2 protein-coding genes are annotated in these 2210 nt (G+C 37.1%); both read right to left on the bottom strand.

Going from position 1 to position 2210, the window contains the following annotated elements:
• Window positions 1-143: 143 nt before the first annotated feature.
• Entirely contained in the window at window positions 144-1268 is a 1125-nt protein-coding gene (locus tag AB4653_RS00030; protein ID WP_017084737.1) for a DUF3800 domain-containing protein, read from the bottom strand.
• A 35-nt stretch (window positions 1269-1303) separates the two neighbouring features.
• The gene (locus tag AB4653_RS00025) at window positions 1304-1930 is read right to left on the bottom strand and encodes a hypothetical protein (RefSeq protein WP_017084738.1); all 627 of its coding nucleotides are present in this window, start codon (window positions 1928-1930) and stop codon (window positions 1304-1306) included.
• Window positions 1931-2210: the final 280 nt, after the last annotated feature.

The raw sequence follows: 2210 nt of genomic DNA, 5'->3' as shown, positions 1-2210 counted from the left end.
GTATACCGCTGTCTACAGAGGAATATTAGTCAATTCCACTGTTAAGGTGTGAGCAAAGCAATACCGATGCCACCGCAACCACCAAACGCAAGGCATAGTAAAAACGCCACGCGTTGAGAATCACTCTAAACAGATTGTTATACCTAAAATTTGGGTGCAAATTTCAGTGCGTAATTTACCATTTGAACATATTCTTCAATGCCTTCCATTAATGGAAGTTTATCGCGACTTCTACTAGCTAGCTCTTCAAGGAGCAACGCATTGAGTTTTACAGAATCTCGCTCCAGATCGACATATTCAATTTCGGGAACGACGCTAGCATAGCCATAAATAACTTGATCGAAAAACGTACCAACCCATTTATCATAAAATGGATCATTCTTCTTTTCGTTAGCAACATATACAGATACTGCCGAAACGACATCGGCGACCTGAACTCCATGATAAACCTTTGAATCAACAAGATTTACCGGTTCACTCAAATTGAATGTAATTGGTACTGTTTTACCACCAATTGATTGAAAATGTTTGTCAGTTCTATTGATCATTGCGTCGAAAACAGACATATCTTCTTTCAACGGTTTTGCGTCATCACAAACTGCTGTTAATTGTTGATGATTCTGTCCCCAATATGCGAGCAAATTGAAAAGTGATGTATCAGTAAGGTCAAGTATCCATTTGTCGAGTCCTGTACCTTCTAATGCGTCAAGTTCATCAGCGACTGACTGTCGGTTAGCTTGCGTAAAAGCAAGGATACTTTGAAAGGGCATGGTTGCTTCTTGCGGAGTACTTATTGTAAAAAAGTCATCCGAAGTGGTCTTGTTGCGCATGAAGTTTTCAAAATCCAGAAACAACTCTTCTGCGACTTTTTCTTTTACAATAAACTCTATATACAAGTAATTAGCTACAAACTTATGGAAATTAAGGTTATAGAACAGCCCATTTTTTTGAGCTAAAGCAGGCTCAAAAATATACTCAAAAAACTTTCCTGCTAATGCCAACTTTTTATTCTGAACAACTGATTTCATCCTACCATCGTAGATTTCAAGCAATTCAGATATTGCTTTCTTACCACGGTTATTTCCCAGTAGCGTCCCGCCTTTCAGTTCACCATTTTGAATTTTGTACTTTTTAATTATGTACTCAACTACTTCTTTTGCTTCTTCATCACTCGATGCTACAGAGCCATACGAGAAGACTTCCTGACGAGCAGACAACAAGTTATTGCCTGTAAATCCAGACTCATCAAAATATATTTTTTGTGCCATAAAGCCTCTTTTAGTTATAACACCTTGTTATGCAACTATTCCACCGCGATCTCTTTACCAAACAGTACTTTTAGGAATTCAACTCCATCTTCATTCAAATAATAATCAGGCACAGAAGAACCATAGGCTGTTGGTATGACAATATTAACGAAACCATATGAAGCTAGTATATGACCAACTTCTTTGGATGTAAGAGCATTTTCTTGCTGTTTAAGTAACTTAAACTGATTTGCATTTAAGCCATTTATTGAGGTCGAAAATTGCATAAACTGCTCATAGTCCAAACATCCGATGACATATTTAGAAAAAACCTTCCCTAACATTTCTGGTTTATCAATATCATCAGAAGCATTGATAAGCAGAACCAAATTGTCATTTACTTTAGATTTGTACGTATAGTCACTTTCTAATTTAATGAAAAACATGTCTCTTTCATCTTCAGGAACTTGATTCAAAGCGAATACAAACTTTTGCAGTTTTTTAACCAACATGTAGTCACTAATACTTAGTCCAAAATCTTTCAGCTTAATCAAAGTTCCTAAAATGGGAATATCCTTTAGTAGCCCATCATCGAATTGAGAATCTAGAAGTGTTTCTCCTAGATCTACAAGCGCATCTGAAGCATCCTGCCGATTCAGCGTATTTACTAAGCCATTTTTCATAATTTACTCCAGTTGCGTAACGCTTATTAGACTGAATTTTTCCGTGTTTACATTCCATTTATGATGCTGGCATACATTATTAAACTCAATTAGCATCAAACTGTTATGTGAATCGAAAGAGGGTTTCGGGATAGAACTACGGAAAGTTTCCGCATTAGCGCCCAAAGTACGGATTAGATTAATTAGGTCTACTGCAATGCTCGCCAGACGGTAAGTTTATTAGGGCTAACAAAGTTTGGGGCAGAAGCGTTTTAGAGTAGTCGCACTAAGGCGCTCTTGT

The sequence above is a fragment of the Vibrio sp. 10N.222.48.A3 genome, assembly GCF_041475345.1.
Lineage (GTDB): Bacteria > Pseudomonadota > Gammaproteobacteria > Enterobacterales > Vibrionaceae > Vibrio > Vibrio tasmaniensis_A.
Note: the sequence above shows the minus strand (reverse complement) of the source record. Positions and strands in the feature narration are given on the sequence as shown.